Origin of the sequence: uncultured Devosia sp. (genome assembly GCF_913055165.1) — a bacterium.
GTDB lineage: Bacteria > Pseudomonadota > Alphaproteobacteria > Rhizobiales > Devosiaceae > Devosia.
The window spans coordinates 30415-44647 of the sequence record NZ_CAJXJS010000005.1 but is presented as its reverse complement, the minus strand read 5'-3'; the positions used below and the strand labels follow the sequence as shown (position 1 = coordinate 44647).

18 protein-coding genes are annotated in these 14233 nt (G+C 62.0%); 9 read left to right on the top strand and 9 right to left on the bottom strand.

The window, feature by feature from the left end; translation table 11 throughout:
• Positions 1-80: 80 nt before the first annotated feature.
• Entirely contained in the window at positions 81-1499 is a 1419-nt protein-coding gene (gene puuE, locus QZ564_RS03180) for an allantoinase PuuE (protein ID WP_297104461.1), read from the top strand.
• Here puuE and QZ564_RS03175 read toward each other — a convergent pair.
• The 4 genes from QZ564_RS03175 to QZ564_RS03160 all read right to left on the bottom strand — a co-directional run bounded on the left by QZ564_RS03175 (position 1496) and on the right by QZ564_RS03160 (position 3118).
• Complete coding sequence (locus QZ564_RS03175) at positions 1496-1633, bottom strand: hypothetical protein (RefSeq protein WP_297104459.1); 138 nt, start codon at positions 1631-1633, stop codon at positions 1496-1498. The two genes, puuE and QZ564_RS03175, sit on opposite strands and share 4 nt — an antisense overlap.
• Positions 1634-1703: 70 nt before the next feature.
• Complete coding sequence (locus tag QZ564_RS03170; protein ID WP_297104456.1) at positions 1704-2060, bottom strand: VOC family protein; 357 nt, start codon at positions 2058-2060, stop codon at positions 1704-1706.
• 14 nt (positions 2061-2074) lie between these two features.
• Entirely contained in the window at positions 2075-2527 is a 453-nt protein-coding gene (locus QZ564_RS03165; protein WP_297104452.1) for an SRPBCC family protein, read from the bottom strand.
• Positions 2528-2635: 108 nt separating this feature from the next.
• A complete protein-coding gene (locus QZ564_RS03160) occupies positions 2636-3118 on the bottom strand; it encodes an SRPBCC domain-containing protein (RefSeq protein WP_297104662.1) in 483 nt (160 codons plus the stop codon).
• Positions 3119-3200: 82 nt separating this feature from the next.
• Here QZ564_RS03160 and QZ564_RS03155 point away from each other — a divergent pair, with 82 nt between their 5' ends.
• The 6 genes from QZ564_RS03155 (at position 3201) to QZ564_RS03130 (ending at position 7070) form a co-directional block, all read left to right on the top strand.
• Positions 3201-3524, top strand: a complete 324-nt coding sequence (locus QZ564_RS03155) for a helix-turn-helix domain-containing protein (protein ID WP_297104449.1) — start codon at positions 3201-3203, stop codon at positions 3522-3524.
• Between the two features lie 55 nt (positions 3525-3579).
• The gene (locus QZ564_RS03150; protein WP_297104446.1) at positions 3580-4266 is read left to right on the top strand and encodes a glutathione S-transferase family protein; all 687 of its coding nucleotides are present in this window, start codon (positions 3580-3582) and stop codon (positions 4264-4266) included.
• A 12-nt stretch (positions 4267-4278) separates the two neighbouring features.
• The gene (locus tag QZ564_RS03145; protein ID WP_297104441.1) at positions 4279-5094 is read left to right on the top strand and encodes a bifunctional allantoicase/(S)-ureidoglycine aminohydrolase; all 816 of its coding nucleotides are present in this window, start codon (positions 4279-4281) and stop codon (positions 5092-5094) included.
• A gap of 2 nt (positions 5095-5096) precedes the next feature.
• Complete coding sequence (locus tag QZ564_RS03140) at positions 5097-5591, top strand: ureidoglycolate lyase (RefSeq protein WP_297104438.1); 495 nt, start codon at positions 5097-5099, stop codon at positions 5589-5591.
• A gap of 86 nt (positions 5592-5677) precedes the next feature.
• Positions 5678-6442, top strand: coding sequence for an META domain-containing protein (locus tag QZ564_RS03135; RefSeq protein ID WP_297104436.1), 765 nt, complete (start codon positions 5678-5680; stop codon positions 6440-6442).
• A gap of 4 nt (positions 6443-6446) precedes the next feature.
• Positions 6447-7070 (top strand): nucleoside deaminase, encoded by a 624-nt coding sequence (locus tag QZ564_RS03130; RefSeq protein ID WP_297104433.1) that lies wholly within the window; start codon positions 6447-6449, stop codon positions 7068-7070.
• On the opposite strand, the gene QZ564_RS03125 is transcribed toward QZ564_RS03130, so the two are convergent.
• The gene (locus QZ564_RS03125; protein WP_297104430.1) at positions 7067-7189 is read right to left on the bottom strand and encodes a hypothetical protein; all 123 of its coding nucleotides are present in this window, start codon (positions 7187-7189) and stop codon (positions 7067-7069) included. The two genes, QZ564_RS03130 and QZ564_RS03125, sit on opposite strands and share 4 nt — an antisense overlap.
• 203 nt (positions 7190-7392) lie before the next feature.
• Here QZ564_RS03125 and otsB point away from each other — a divergent pair, with 203 nt between their 5' ends.
• Positions 7393-8208 (top strand): trehalose-phosphatase, encoded by an 816-nt coding sequence (otsB, locus tag QZ564_RS03120; RefSeq protein WP_297104426.1) that lies wholly within the window; start codon positions 7393-7395, stop codon positions 8206-8208.
• Positions 8209-8245: 37 nt separating this feature from the next.
• Positions 8246-9739: a trehalose-6-phosphate synthase gene (locus QZ564_RS03115; protein ID WP_297104423.1), complete on the top strand. Its 1494-nt coding sequence runs from the start codon at positions 8246-8248 to the stop codon at positions 9737-9739.
• Here QZ564_RS03115 and QZ564_RS03110 read toward each other — a convergent pair.
• From QZ564_RS03110 to QZ564_RS03095, 4 genes are all read right to left on the bottom strand, one after another.
• On the bottom strand, positions 9693-10586 hold the full coding sequence (locus tag QZ564_RS03110) for a 2-dehydropantoate 2-reductase (protein WP_297104420.1): 894 nt from the start codon (positions 10584-10586) through the stop codon (positions 9693-9695). The two genes, QZ564_RS03115 and QZ564_RS03110, sit on opposite strands and share 47 nt — an antisense overlap.
• Before the next feature lie 65 nt (positions 10587-10651).
• Positions 10652-12055, bottom strand: a complete 1404-nt coding sequence (locus QZ564_RS03105) for a DEAD/DEAH box helicase (protein WP_297104417.1) — start codon at positions 12053-12055, stop codon at positions 10652-10654.
• 288 nt (positions 12056-12343) lie between these two features.
• Positions 12344-13135 carry a molybdopterin-dependent oxidoreductase gene (locus QZ564_RS03100; RefSeq protein ID WP_297104413.1) on the bottom strand — a complete coding sequence of 264 codons (792 nt, stop codon included), beginning with the start codon at positions 13133-13135 and terminating at the stop codon, positions 12344-12346.
• On the bottom strand, positions 13132-13980 hold the full coding sequence (locus QZ564_RS03095) for a cytochrome b/b6 domain-containing protein (RefSeq protein WP_297104410.1): 849 nt from the start codon (positions 13978-13980) through the stop codon (positions 13132-13134). The genes QZ564_RS03100 and QZ564_RS03095 overlap by 4 nt, the downstream gene beginning before the upstream one ends.
• Positions 13981-14233 lie beyond the last annotated feature (253 nt).

Sequence of the window (14233 nt, the reverse complement as noted above, 5' to 3'; positions counted from 1 at the left end):
CGCCAAGTCAGGGGCCTAGCATCCGCCTCCGCCTTCTGCTTACCATTAGGTCTCCTGCCTGATGTTGTAGAGACCTCCCCATGAACCGTTATCCCCGCGACATGCACGGCTATGGCCAAAATCCGCCTCATGCCAATTGGCCCGGTGGCGCTCATGTCGCAGTGCAGTTCGTGCTCAACTATGAAGAAGGTGGGGAGAATAATATCCTGCACGGCGACGCCGCCTCAGAGGCATTTCTCGTCGACGTGCTGGGGGCAGCGCCCTGGCCCGGCCAGCGCCACGCCAATGTCGAGAGCATGTATGAATATGGCGCCCGCGCAGGCTTCTGGCGGCTGCATCGGCTGTTCACCGAGGCCAGCCTACCGGTCACCGTCTATGGCGTCGCCACCGCGCTGATGCGCGCGCCCGCGCAACTCGCCGCTATGCAGGAGGCCGGCTGGGAAATCGCCAGTCACGGACTGAAATGGGTGCAGCACAAGGACATGCCGGCAGAGGAGGAACGCGCCCAGATCGCCGAGGCTATTCGCCTCCACACCATTGCCACCGGCGTACGCCCGCTCGGCTGGTACACGGGCCGCTCCAGCCTCAACACCATTGAACTCGTCGCTGAAGCGGGCGGCTTTGCCTATATCTCGGACACCTATGACGACGACCTGCCCTATTGGAAGGTCATTGGTGGCAAGCCGCAGCTGATCATTCCCTATAGCCTCTCCACCAATGACATGCGCTTCGTCACCGGGCCGGGCTTCGACAATGGCGAGGAGTATTTCACCTTCCTCAAGGACAGCTTCGACTGCCTTTATGCCGAGGGCCAGGCAGGTTCGCCCAAGATGATGTCGATCGGCCTGCACTGCCGCCTTGTCGGCCAGCCCGGCCGATACCAAGGGCTCAAGAAATTCGTCGACTACATCAAGGGTTTCGACAAGGTCTGGGTGCCGACCCGGCTGGAGATCGCCGAGCACTGGGCCAAGGCGCACCCCTATGTTGCGCCTGAAGTTGTTCCCAGCCAGTTGGAGAAGGCCGACTTCGTCGCCCGCTATGGCTCGATCTTCGAGCACTCGCCCTGGATTGCCGAACGCGCCTGGGATGCCGAGATGGGTCCGGCCAATGACACCGCCGTCGGCCTCCATTTCGCCCTGCGCAGTCAGTTCCGCATGGCCTCGCCAGAGGAGCGCCTGGCCGTGTTGCGCGCCCATCCCGACCTGGCAGGCAGGCTGGCGACCGCCAAACGCCTGACTGCGGACTCCACGGCCGAACAGGCGTCGGCCGGGCTTGATGCCTTAACCGACGCCGAGCGCGAAAAGTTCACCGCGCTCAACACATCCTATGTCGAAAAATTCGGGTTTCCCTTCATCATCGCGGTTCGTGACCACACCAAGGCGTCCATCTTGGAAAGCTTTGAGCAGCGCCTCGCCAATGTTGCGGAAGCCGAGTTTGCCACTGCATGCGCCCAGGTGGAGCGCATCGCCCTGCTGCGATTGAAGGCTGTCCTGCCCTAGGAGGTGCGATCGGTGCGGGCCGCAGGCTCGCGTCCCTCATCCTCGTCTCGGTCAAAACCAAAGACCATGGCCAGCACAGCCAGCCAGGGCAGGTTGTGCTGCACCCAATGGTGCGGGGAAACGCCGATACTCAACAACACTTGACGCATGATTATCGGAGAATAGCGCCAAGTGTTGAAGAATGGGTAACCCTAACAAAGCCTATCAGGCCGTGCCGAATAGCACCTTGCGACCATCGGGATCGATCACCGTCGCCGTCACATCGTCGACCGCATGGATAGCGATCCGGCTGCTTTTGAGGTGATCCAGGAAAGCGGCCAGATCGGCGACCTGGAAGTAGAGATGCGTCAGATTAGACCCGGCCAGCGGCGGATGCGCATAGTCCGCAAAAGCTTCCGCATCATGGATGGCCAGCTGCATGCCCTCCCTGTCGAGCATCCAATATGTATAGTCGGCACTAACCACCGCTTCGAGCGGCAGACCGGCCACATCACGGTAGAACGCAGCCAGCTTTTCCGGTTGATCGGAGGTGAGGAAAACACCGCGAAGCGTCGTCTTCATCGTCAGAAACTCCTTCATCCAAACGTTTCGTCGATCGCCACCAGCATGCCGCGCCAGGCGTCCGCCGTCTGCGCGGCATAGGGCTCCCACTGTGCATCCATCTCGTGTGAGATCCGGGCACGCGTACCCGAGCCGAGTGGTTCGAGGTCCAGAGTCACGGTTGAATTATCTTCCTTCTCCTCACCCTCCTCGACAAACCAGGTGAAGACGATGCGGCGCCCGGAAACAAGCTCGCGATAATAGCCCCAGGCGTCGGACTGCTCCCCGTCCTGTTTGCCGCCGAAGAAGAAGCGGCCGTCGACCTTCGCTTCGATCCGGATATCTGTAACTTCGTAATCATCGAACTTGGCCTGCATGTTGCGGCTCATCCAGCGGCGAACAAGGGCAGGATCAAGCCAAGCATCGTAGACCTGCTGGGGCGAGATGCTTGCAAAAATGTATTCGGTCGCAGCAACGGTGTTGGTCATGAAAATCTCCGACTGAATGGGTTGAGTTCTTGCCCTCGGCGCCGCCCGAAAGGTCCGCCCGACTTTATTGCCTGCACAACGCGGAGCAAGGTTGGCCGGGGTTGGCGGTCACTTGTAGAACCCCTCGCGCAGGTTGATGCCGTGCTCGAGATAGACCTTCATGGCGCAAAGCATTCCGGTCCAGCCCTCGCAATTGCCATAGGATGACTTGAGCCCGCCCGGCGTCTGCCGCCAGCCGCTTTCCGAGATGGTGACCAGCGTCCGGCCATCCTCAAGCGCAGCGAACTCCATCGTCACGGTCGTCTTGTAGCCCACGGGCTGCGGTGTCTCGCCCGTGCTACTGGGCTCGGTTGCCTCGCTCGCATCCCAGCGCAATACGATCCGCTGATCGGGCACCACCTCGACAACTTCCACAGGAAACGCCCCCGGGAAGTCATGAAAGTCCCAAGTCACCACGGCGCCGGTTTCCAACCGCCCCTTGGCGCCTCCCGTGGTGAAATACCCTGATAGCTGGTCGGGATCGGCCACGGCTTCGAACACATCATGGACCGGTCTGTTGATCCGGCCTGACACACGGAACTGAAGTTGCAGGTCCTTTTCCTTGGCGACCACGGCACGCATGAACTGATCTCCCTTGGTTGACTGACAACACAATATGTTATATTTTTATAACATGTCAAATGACGATGCAGACGACCTGGTTTTCAAGGCATTGAGCCACCGCGTCAGGCGGCGGATTCTCGATTTTCTCAAGACCGAACCGCGCACCACCGGCATGTTGTGCGACCTGTTTCCCGAAATCGACCGCTGCACGGTGATGCAGCACCTGGGCGTGCTTGAAGCGGCGGGGCTCGTGGTCTCGGAAAAGCGGGGCCGCGAGCGTTGGAACCACCTCGACGCCCTGCCCATCCACGCCATCCACGAGCGCTTCATCGGGCCCTATGCGGTCTACGCGGCCGCCATGCTGAGCCGGCTCAAGCAAACGCTCGACGCCTGAGCGCTTGCGACGCAGCCCCGCCCCGCGCTACTCCCTAATGGCAGGAGACCGCGTCATGCTCAAACTCATCATCGGCAACAAGAACTACTCGTCCTGGTCGCTGCGCCCATGGTTGGCGCTGCGCATGGCGAATATCCCGTTTGAGGAGGAATTGCGTCCCTTTGTCGACCACGGCAGCCATGACCAGTTCCGCGCCTTCTCGCCCACTGGCCGCGTGCCCCTGCTGGTCGATGGCGAGATCAGCATCTGGGACTCGCTGGCCATCGTGGACCATGTCGCCGAGACCCATCCGGACATGTGGCCCACCAACCGGGCGGCGCGCGCCTATGCCCGCTCTGTGACGGCCGAAATGCATTCCGGGTTCTTCGAGTTGCGCAATGTGTGCACCATGAATTGCGGAATGCGGGTGCAGTTGCACCACCGCTCCCCCGCGCTTGAACGCGATCTGGCGCGGATTGCCGAAATCTGGACCACGGGCCTCCAGCGCTTCGGCGGACCGTTCCTGGCCGGCGATCGCTTCTCCATCGCGGACGCCTTCTACGCGCCGGTTGCCTTCCGCTTGCAGACCTACGGCATTTCACTTGGTGCTGAAACGGATGCCTATGCGGCGCGCCTGCGCGCGCTGCCGCCCATGGTCGAATGGTATGAGGCCGGGCTGGCCGAAACCTGGCGCGAACCGGATCATGAAGCTGAAGTTCTGGCGGCCGGCACCATCATCAGCGACATTCGCCGCAAGGCTTGAGCGGAGATTTTCATGACCAGCTATGCTTCTCCCTCGGCGGGCCTGCCGCCCCAAATGGCCCTACATACCGGCCGCGCCGTCTTTACCGAGGCCTATGCCGTCATTCCGCATGGGGTCATGCGCGATATCGTCACCTCCTACCTGCCGCACTGGCGCGACAGCCGTGTCTGGATCATCGCCCGGCCGATGAGCGGTTTTGCGGAGACCTTTTCGCAATATATCGTGGAGGTGTTCCCCGGTGGCGGCAGCGAGAGGCCTGAGGAGAATCCCGAAGCCGAGGGCGTTCTGTTTGTCGTCGCGGGCCAGGTGACCGTGACCATCGACGGCAAGACGCACCTGCTCAAAGAAGGCGGTTATGCCTTTCTGCCCCCAGGCATCAAATGGTCCCTGGTCAACAAGTCCACCGAGCCCGCCCGTTTCCATTGGGTGCGCAAGCGCTACGAAGTCGTCGAAGGCATCGATGTGCCGGCGGCCTTCGTGGCCAATGAGCAGGACGAGCCGATCATCTGGATGCCCGGCACCAACAACACCTGGGGCACGACCCGCTTCGTCGATCCCAGCGACGTGCGTCACGACATGCATGTCAACATCGTCACCCTCGAGCCGGGCGCCGTGATCCCCTTCGAGGAAACCCATGTCATGGAGCATGGCCTTTACGTGCTCGAAGGCAAGGCGGTCTATCGGCTCAACCGCGACTGGGTAGAAGTCGAGGCCGGCGACTTCATGTGGCTGCGCGCTTTCTGTCCGCAGGCCTGCTACGCGGGGCCACAGCGCTTCCGCTATCTGCTCTACAAGGACGTCAACCGCCACGCCAAGCTGCCCTTCTGATCATGCAGAACCAACGCACGATCCAGATCGAACCCTTGACGGCGACCACCTTCGCGCCCTTTGGGCAGGTGCTGGAGCGTAATGGCGCCCACCACTATCCCATCAATGCCGGGATGACTGAGCGCTACCACGACCTCGCCAGGATCGAACTGGCCGGCCCGGGCGCCCGCCCGATGATCTCGATCTTCCATGGCCAGCCCTATGCCCTGCCACTCACCCTGCGGATGGTGGAACGACACCCCCTGGGCAGCCAGGCCTTCTACCCGCTTTCGGAGCATCCCTGGCTCGTCATCGTTGCCGAAGACGATGACGGCATTCCGGTTCGGCTGCGAGCCTTCCGCCCGGCACCGGGACAGGGCGTCAATATCGCCATGAACACCTGGCACGGTGTCCTGACACCGCTTGAGCGCGAAAGCACCTACCTTGTTGTTGACCGCGGGGGAGATGGCAACAACCTTGAAGAGCACCACTTCAACCAGCCCTGGACTATCGCCTGAGGCTGGCCCGCTAACCTACATTCCCCTCTTGTCTCGCAACCGTCAGGCCGTTGCTGTAGTTTGTCAGCAAAGGGATGGAGGCGGAAATGCAATTGTCGAGACTGGTCGGCGCGCTGGCCGTGATCCTGGCATTCTGGTCGACCGCCGCACTGGCTGCCGCTACAATCAATGGCACGGTGACCTACCGCGAACGCATCGGTCTGCCGCCGAATGCATGGCTGCGCGTTACGCTGGTTGATCTGTCGACAATGACCCCCGTTGTCGGCGCCTCTGCGGGAATTCCCGCAAAGGGGCAGGTGCCGATCCGTTTCGTACTCAATGTCGAGGCGCAGCTTGACGATGCTGCGGGGGCATATGGACTTGCCGCCGAAATCTCCAGCGCGGATCAGGTGCTGTTCCGCAGCAGCGCTCCCTACCCCGTAGCGCTTGGGCACGACATGCCGACAGCGATCACGGTATATCCTGTGCCCAAGCAAGCCTTGCCGCCGGAGCCGCCGATACCCACCGCGCCCGCAGAACTGGTCAACACGCTCTGGACAGTCACCAGCATTGGCGGTCGGCCGGTTACGGGATCGCGCGCGCCGACACTGTCAATCGCCGCGGACAATCGCGCCGGCGGATTTGGGGGCTGCAACAACTACTTCACAGAAGCCAGCTTCGAGGGAACAAAACTACACTTCGGACCGGCGGCAGCCACCCGCATGGCCTGCGAAGCCAGTGTGACGGAACTGGAGACGGACTACTTCACAGCTCTCTCCGCCGTGGCATTCTACGAGCTTGACGGACCAGCCCTGCGGCTGCTCGATGCTGCAGGCATCCCCCTTATTGGTCTGGTACGACCCTCGGAGTAGTCACTTGGAGACTGTGCAACTGATTTCCCGCCTTCTCGATGTCATCGAGAGGGACATTGCGCCGCTGACAGCCAAGGGCGTGGCGCAGGGCAACAAGCTCTTTGGCGCCGCCATCCTGAAAAAGTCTGACCTGTCGCTGGTGGTGGCGGAAACCAATAATGAAATCGAAAATCCGCTCTGGCACGGCGAAATGCACGCCATCAAGCGCTTCTTCGAACTGCCGGAGGGCCAGCGACCCGCGGCCAAGGATTGCCTGTTCCTTGCCACGCACGAGCCCTGCTCGCTCTGCCTATCCGGCATTACCTGGTCCGGATTTGACAATTTCTATTATCTGTTCAGCCACCAGGACAGCCGGGACAGCTTCGCGATCCCCTACGACATTCAGATCCTCAAAGCCGTCTATGCTGTGCCGGAACCGGAAACCGGGAAGGTTTCCGCCGAGCGCGACCTCTATAATCGGCGCAATGATTTCTGGACCAGCCATGGCCTGCAGGAGATGATAGCGGGCCTGGATCGCAGCGGCCGGGAGGCCCTGCTGGCGCGCGTTGACGACCTCAACGCGCTCTATGCCGAGCTTTCCGAACGCTATCAGAAAGACAAAGGTGGCAGGGGCATACCGCTCGCCTAGCGGGCATCCTCAACAGCGGCGGGCGCAATTTCGCTCCTGGGCGCCTCAGCGAAGGAGGCGGCAAAGGTCAGGAAGCTGATCGACAGGGCGAACAATGCGGTGAGCATGAGCTGTGACATGATGTGAAGGACCCTCATTTGATGCCGGGGCGGCGATATCCGCCCTGCCCTCCTTCTATCGATGCCGCTTTGAACGCTGCTCCAATGCACCATTAATGTGACGTTCATAAATCCCGCCGAGCGCATACCAGCCATGAGGGGCGAACTTTTCGCCCCGCCCCGCGTTGCAAGCTGTGACCATCAATGCAACCAAAGGGGAAGCCATGTCCGAACCGATCGCACAGTCTGGCGGCGCGGCACCAATGCTCGCCATTTTCACCGATTTCGACGGGACCCTGGTCGAAATCGCCCAGACACCTGACGCGGTCGAAGTTCACCCTGGCCTGCCCGAACAACTCGATCGCGTGGCGCGCGACTTCGGTCACGCCCTGGCTGTCATCACCGGTCGGGAGATTGCCGATATTGACCGTTTCCTGGCGCCGGCGCACTTGCCCGTCGCGGGGGCACACGGCGCCCAGCGTCGGCGGGCCGATGGCACCTTGATCGAGCTGGACACCGAAATCATCAGCGCAGCCCAGGCGATCGCCAGCGCCATTGCGCCGCTGGTCGCCGAACATTCCGACCTCATCCTTGAACCCAAGGACGGCGCGGTGGCCCTGCACTACCGGCAGGCACCTTATCTCGAGGAAGAGTGCCTGCTCGCCATGCAGGATGCGATCTCCGACCATGCTGAGTTCACCCTGGTGCCGGGCAAGATGGTGATCGAAGCGCGCCCGGCCGGTTTCGACAAGGGCAGCGCCTTGCGCGCCTTCATGCAGGAAGAACCATTCGTCGGGCGCACGCCCATTTTCATTGGCGACGACAAGACGGACGAAGACGCGTTCCGCGTGGCGCAGGAGCTGGGGGGCATCGGGATCAAGCTTGGTCCCGGCAGGACGGTGGCGCAGATGCGCATCGCCGACGTGGCCTCGGTCCATGCGCTGCTCGAGGGCCTGGCAGAGATCGCCAACAGCTCACGACCCGCCGCCGCCATCGCTGGAGACGCGCCGATACTGGCAGACACCACGACTGCACACTGACTTTCTCGACCGGGCCGGACGGCGCGGCAATCACACGTTGAACACAAAACGGGGCACCATCCAGATGAGCCGCATCGTCATTGTATCGAACCGCACGCCCGGCAAGGGTCCCGCCGCAGGCGGCCTCGCCGTGGCGCTGCGCAAGGTGCTGAGCGAACGGGAGGGATTCTGGTTCGGCTGGTCGGGCAAACTGACCGACCAACCCTCTCGCGAGGCACGCGTTGAGGACATTGATGGCCTTGAGGTGGCGCAGATCGACCTCACCCGCGAGGACCATCACGCCTATTATGCCGGATTCTCGAACTCCATTCTCTGGCCCAGCTTCCACTTGCGGCTGGACCTGGCGACCATCGAAAGCCATTGGTACGAAGGCTATCGCCGGGTGAACCAGCAGTTCGCCAAGGCCCTGCTGCCGCTGCTCAAACCCGATGACATCGTCTGGGTCCACGACTACCACCTGATCCCGCTGGCCGCCGAGCTGCGCCGGCTCGGCGCGCGCAACCGCATCGGGTTTTACCTGCACATCCCCTTCCCCACGACGGACGCACTCTATGCCATTCCGCACCATGAAGAACTCATGCGGGACCTGTCGCGCTATGACCTAGTGGGCATGCAGGCCAAGCGGGACGTCGCTGCTTTCACCGAATTTGCCGAGCACCAGGCCCCCTCGACCTTTGGGGGACACAAGGTGCAGACGATCGACTTCAGCAGCACCGAAGTGCAGGCCTTCCCGATCGGTTCCGACCCAGACGCCTTTGCCCGTCTTGCCGTCAGCCCGGCAGCGACCAAGATGGTTCACCGCATGAAACGCGCTTTGGGCGAGCAACGGCTGATCCTGGGCGTTGATCGGCTCGACTACTCCAAGGGTCTCCCCCAGCGTGTCGAAGCCTATGAGAAGCTTCTCGCCAACAATGCCCGCATGCGCCGTTCCGTACACCTGTTGCAGGTGGCGCCCCCGTCGCGCGACACGATCAAGGAATACCAGGAAACCAGCGACACGCTGGATGCAATCTGCGGGCGCGTCATGGGGCACTTCGCCGAACCCGACTGGCAACCCCTGACCTATGTGAAGAGGGCCTATGGCCAACCCAGCCTCGCGGGCCTCTACCGCATGGCTCGGGTGGCCCTGGTGACCCCGCTGCGGGATGGCATGAACCTTGTTGCACACGAGTTCGTGGGCGCCCAGAACCCGGAAGATCCGGGCGTGCTGGTGCTGTCACGCTTTGCCGGCGCCGCCGAGATCTTCCCCGAGGCGTTGTTGGTCAACCCCTTTGATACCGACGAAACCTCTGAGGCGCTGCGCATGGCCCTCGACATGCCGCTTGCCGAGCGTAAGCAGCGCTGGGAAGCGCTGATGGACTCGGCACGCAAGCACAATGTCAACGACTGGGCCGTCAGCTTCCTCGAACATCTCACCCATGATGGTCTGGACAAGACCAGCGCCACGCGCGACGTCCTTTATCTGGGCTCTGTGGCCGAAGCGGCTACGCCTCCGAAATCCATGGCGTCCCAGACGCCGCCAGCAGCGTAACGAGCATGCGGTTGGCGGGCGTGGCGATGCCATGTTTCTTGCCCAACCGTACAATGACGCCATTGCGCGCGTCGATCTCCATGGGATTGCCGGCCAGGCGATCGGCGTGAATGGAACCGCTTAAGGCGCCCTCTTTCATGTTGCGCATGTTGTCGATCGTCGCCTCCACCACGCTCTGCGGCACGTCTGCGCCCTCCGCCCGCCCAACAGCTGCGCACTCGTCGACAATTGCGCGAATGATGTCCGCCAGATCCTCGGACCAGACCGGACCAGTGGCGCGCAGGGTCAGGGCTGGCACAATTGCCGCGCTATTGCCTGTAAGCTTGACCCAGAGCTGGCTCAGAAAATCGGCATGCACCGCCGCCTCGATCTCCGTATGGGCAAACAGGTCGACGAACGCCTCGCTATTGGGTCCTGTGGGGACCGCAATGATGCCATGGCGGCTCTGGACGATGCGCCCCGGCGCGGAGCGTGAGGCCGGCAGATTGATCATCACCGGGATCAGTTGCTCCTCGGGCACCAAATGCGCAAACAGACGCACATGCTCCACGCCATTCTGGACGATTGCCACGCGTGTATCGGGGCCGCACAGCGCCGTCAGCCATGGTGCCGTTGCATCGGCGCTATAGGTCTTGGTCGCGACGATGACCCAATCGACAGGCCGGGCCTCGGATGGCTCGGTGAGAACCTTTGGGGTTGCAGCAATCGTGCCCTGCGGTGTCTCGACCAGCAGATCGGCAATCGGCGTCCGGGCGCAAACCGAAACATTAAATGCGGGGCTTTGCGCCAGCCAGGCCGCAAGCGTTCCTCCAATGGCACCAGGCCCGATAACGGCAATGGACGTCACGACAATCCCTCCAAATGAAATGGGCGACCCGAAGGCCGCCCATCCTTGTAACCGATTTATCGGTCTTATGCGTTTGCCGAGGCGCGGCGTGCCCGACCAGCATCACGCTGGCCCTTGGACCAGCGCGGCTTGCCCGATTTCGCGCCGCTGGGTTTGGCACCAGCAGGCCGACCATCCTGTGGCTTGCCATCGGCCGCCTTGGTCCGTTCTCCACCCGGGCGCGGCGTATTGAACTTGCGCGGACTTTTGGCCTTGGGGTTGCGGGCCGTACGGGCCCCGCCCGGAGCGCCAGCATTGTTGCGCGGCTGGCGCTGCACCGGCGCTTCTTCGACCAGGTTGATATCGCCCGAGACCGGCAGCGTGCGGCGGATGAGCCGCTCGACATCGCGCAGCTTGGATTTCTCGGTGCCGTCGCACAAGGTAATCGCCTTGCCTGATGCGCCATTGCGGCCGGTGCGGCCGATGCGGTGGACATAGTTCTCCGCATCGTCGGGCAGATCGTAATTGACCACGTGGGTGATGCCCTGCACATCGATGCCGCGCGCCGCGATGTCGGTAGCGACCAGAATGCGCACACCGCCGCTGGCAAAACCCTTGAGCGCCGCCTGGCGGGCATTCTGGCTCTTATTGCCGTGGATGGCCGCCGCCTCGTGACCATCAATGGCCAGGTTCTTGGCAACGCGGTCGGCGCCATGCTTGGTGCGCGCGAAGACAATCACTCGCTCCATGCCTTCGGCCTCGTCGGCCAGAAGGTCGTTGAGTACGCCGCGCTTGGCCTTGGAGCCGGACATGATGACACGCTGGTCGATCTTGACGACGGTGGAGCCCTGCGGCGCCGCCTCGACCTTGATCGGTTCCTTCAGCAATGACTTGGCCAAATCCTCGACTTCCGGCGCCATGGTGGCCGAAAACAGCATGGTCTGGCGGCGCAACCCGATTGCCTTGGCAATGGCGCGGACAGGCGCAATGAAGCCCATGTCCAGCATGCGGTCGGCTTCATCCAGGACCAGCCAGCGGGTTTCGTTGAGACGAATCTTGTTGTCGTCTAACAGGTCCTTGAGACGACCGGGGGTCGCAACGACCACATCGACGCCCTTGGCGATTTTCTGCACCTGGTGATAGCGCGAGACGCCGCCCAGAACGAGCACGGTATCAAGCTTCATCTTGGAACCGGCAAACTTACGGATATTTTCGTCGATCTGCACCGCCAGTTCGCGCGTCGGCGCCAGGATCAGCGCGCGCGTGGTCATCGGGCGGGGCCGACCAGTGAGGCCCAGAATGCCGGCCAGGATAGGCAGGCCAAAGGCGGCCGTCTTTCCCGAACCGGTCTGGGCGATGCCCAGCATGTCCCGGCCTTCAAGAAGCTTAGGGATGGCCTGGGTCTGGATTTTTGTGGGCTCGGTAAAGCCACCGGCCGTCAGGCTGTCGGTGATGGTGGTTGGCAGACCGAGCGAAATGAAATCGGACAAACTAATTGTCTTTCCTTTGGCGCGAAATCGCGCGAGCGCCACTCCGACAGCGGAAGGCGCAGTTGAATAATGCAATCGGGCGATAGGGGGTATCGCGCGGGTGCTGGCTCAAACCCGAACCGCTGGCTCCTCGGCCAATCTGGTATTCGGGTCGACTTCGCCGCTCACCGCAGAAGCAAGAAGAGAAGTCCATCGACGGCCATTCTGCCGTGACGTCATGCCCATATGGGCGAGTTGGCGGCAAATAGCAAGCGCGCCAGCCGCATGAGGGGTGTGCAGGAGCAGCGCCTAGATCCCACCGTACCAGTCGTAGCCATTGTCCTCCCAATAGCCACCCTGGCCGCGCCCGAACGGGGAGAGATCGTCCACCAGTTCGATGGTGTGCAGATATTTGGGCTGCTTGTAGCCCAGTGCCCGCTCAATCCGCAGACGGACCGGCGCGCCATTGCTCACGGGCAGGACCTGATCGTTCAGGCCATAGGAGAGGATTGTCTGGGGGTGGTAGGCATCAATGAGGTCCGAGCTGGTGTAATAGAGGATGTCGCCGGAAATCGTCCGCTGGATATTGTCGAAGCAATGATAGACGCAATAGCGCGCGCCCGGCTTCACCCCCGCCTGATCCAGGATCGGCCCCAACGGCGTGCCCGTCCATTTGGCGATGCAGCTCCACCCTTCCACGCAGTCATGGCGAGTTATCTGTGTTCGCGCCGGCATGTTGCGCAATTCGGCCAGGGAGAAACTCAACTCTCTGTCTACCATGCCCTTGATGGTGAGCCGGTAGGGCTCGAAATTCGCCTGCCGCAGGAACATGTATTCGGGGGTGGTCGGCTCGGTGGACCCATTCGGCTTCATGCCTTGCCGGATTTCACTTTCGGCAAATTCCCGGGCCAGGGTCTGCTCGCCGATCAGCGCCCTTTGCGCCGAATAGGTCAGCACATTGGCGCGCTCCATGGCGTTGCGGATGGGATTGTCGCGCTGTCCCAAGAAGTCGAACTGGCTGCAGCCGGAAAGGGCTGCCGACGAGGTCAGCGCTGCAGACCCAATGAGAAACTTGCGGCGATTGAGGATCAACCGGCTCATGGCCTGTCTCCCTGTTCACTCGGCGTGCCGGGGCTAGTGCGATACCAGCCGGTGATCATCGAGCGCAGTTCGTTGAGCGGTCCCGCCAAGAGCACCATGATAATGTGGACGATGAAGAACAGCACCAGCAACACCATCACGACGAAGTGGATGGTCCGCGCCGTTTGCCGTCCGCCAAAGATGTCGAGAAGCCACGGCCAAGCCGCATCCATGCCCGGGCTCATGGTCAGCCCCGTCAGAATGATGAGCGGGAACAAGACGAAGAAAACGGTGAAGTAGCTCAGCTTCTGCAGCGGAGCATAGCTGCGCCCATGAGTGAGGCGCAATCGCGCATGGTCGAGCGCGTCACCTGGCAAGTCCTCAATGTCCTTGCCCCGGGGCACAATATCCCGTCGCAAATGACCATTGATAAAGCTGGCCAGGAACCAGACGAAAAGCGCGGCAACGAAAATCCAGCCAAAGAAGAAGTGCACAACGCGCCCGGTGGCAAGATCGCGGAAGGAGGGAATGGTCACCGCACCCGGGAAACCCACGAAGGTCGGGTTGGCCTCCGGGCCACTCATGCCCAGCACACCAGTGGTATCGAATTGCTGCCCGAACAGGGTCGTGCGCCCGCGCGGCCCCTCTGGTGTATTGACCGCACCGATGCTGAGGATCGCATTGTCGAACTCGAAGCCCGATTGCTGTCCGATGTAGAGGCTGGGATGAGCGTTGAAGATCTGCAGCCCCGAAAGCAGGAGGAAGAACAGGCAGATCGCCCATACCCAATGGGTCACCCGCGTCCAGATGGACTGGCGATAGACCAGCGGACCCCTGATCGGCGGCAGGCCTTGTTCTTCAGACATTTCTCCCCCTTCCGGAGCGCGCGGCTGGCGCTGTGCCTTTAGTAACGCTAACGCATCGCGCCAATGCTCGCCATCACGTCGATGTTATGGTCCCTGCCACGCTCACCCGCAGGGCCTCGCGCAGATATTCGCATGGCGCCCGGTGAGGTTACCTGTTCACGCAGGCGTGTTCGGTGCTCGCTTTTTCAGGCGTCCTGTGTAACTTCGGTGGTGCTGGGCGCGAATGGAGTACCAATGCAGGCGGATGCGACCG